Consider the following 919-nt stretch of genomic DNA (forward strand, 5'->3'; position numbering starts at 1 on the left):
GGGCCGCGTCCGCGGCCGGCGCGTCGGTGGGCGGCTGGGCCGTGGTGGAGGCCGTGGCCACCGGCAGTTCGGAGGCGCCGGAAGTGCCGGAAGCGGCCGGCGCGGCGGCGGCCGGCTGCGACTGGGACTGCGCCGGGGGCGAGGGGAAGAAGGTGGCCTTGTTGCCGTTGTGGATCTGCCACTTGTCCCACAGCAGCACCATGGAAAAGCCAAAGATCACCCACAGGATGGTGCGGCGGATGTCGTTCATGAAGAGCTCTTGTCCAGAGGGGAGGAAGCGGGGGCGCGGGCGGTGCGTCGCGAGAACAGCCCGAAGCCGCGCGGCGGCGCCTCGGGCACCGGGTCGTGTCCACCGGCGCACCAGGGGTGGCAGCGCGCCAGGCGGCGCAGCGTCAGGTAGCTGCCGGCGGCGGCGCCGTGGCGCTCCAGCGCGCCCAGCGCGTAGAGCGAGCAGGTGGGCTCGAAGCGGCAGGAAGCGCCCAGCCAGGGACTGAGCAGCAGCCGGTAGGCGCGCACCAGCGCCATGAGCAGCCGGCGCATCATGGGCGCGGCTCCGCAGCGGCGCGGGATGCGCGCGCGAACAGCTGCTCGAGCTCGGCGCGCACGGCGCGCTTGAGCTCGTCCGAGCTGGCGCTCACGAAGTGGCGGGGATCGAAGGCCGCGCGCAGGCGCACCACGTGCGCGGCATCGGCGGGCAGGCCGGCGCTGCGCTCGTGCGCGACGGCGCGGATCTGCCGCTTGACGGCGCTGCGCGTGACCGCACGGCGCGCCCAGCGCTTGGGCACCATGGCGCCCAGCCAGGGCCCCGCAGGCGCGCCCGCGGGAACGGCAAACAGGGCCCGCGCCGGGGTGACGCGGCCCTGGGAGGCGGCGGCGGAAGGCGCCGACGGCGCGGCCGCACCCGGCGGCAGCGGGCGCA

General features: G+C 76.4%; 2 protein-coding genes and 1 pseudogene. All 3 read right to left on the reverse strand.

Going from position 1 to position 919, the window contains the following annotated elements:
* Positions 1-250 (reverse strand): annotated as a pseudogene (locus tag A612_RS13905) (membrane protein insertase YidC); the annotation flags it as partial.
* The gene (gene yidD / locus A612_RS13910; RefSeq protein ID WP_019375067.1) at positions 247-543 is read right to left on the reverse strand and encodes a membrane protein insertion efficiency factor YidD; all 297 of its coding nucleotides are present in this window, start codon (positions 541-543) and stop codon (positions 247-249) included. The gene yidD and the pseudogene A612_RS13905, both read right to left, overlap by 4 nt.
* Positions 540-911: a ribonuclease P protein component gene (locus A612_RS13915; protein ID WP_081501198.1), complete on the reverse strand. Its 372-nt coding sequence runs from the start codon at positions 909-911 to the stop codon at positions 540-542. Before A612_RS13915 ends, yidD begins: the two co-directional genes overlap by 4 nt.
* Positions 912-919 lie beyond the last annotated feature (8 nt).

Source organism: Melaminivora alkalimesophila (assembly GCF_000282995.1).
Classification (GTDB): Bacteria; Pseudomonadota; Gammaproteobacteria; order Burkholderiales; family Burkholderiaceae_C; genus Melaminivora; species Melaminivora alkalimesophila.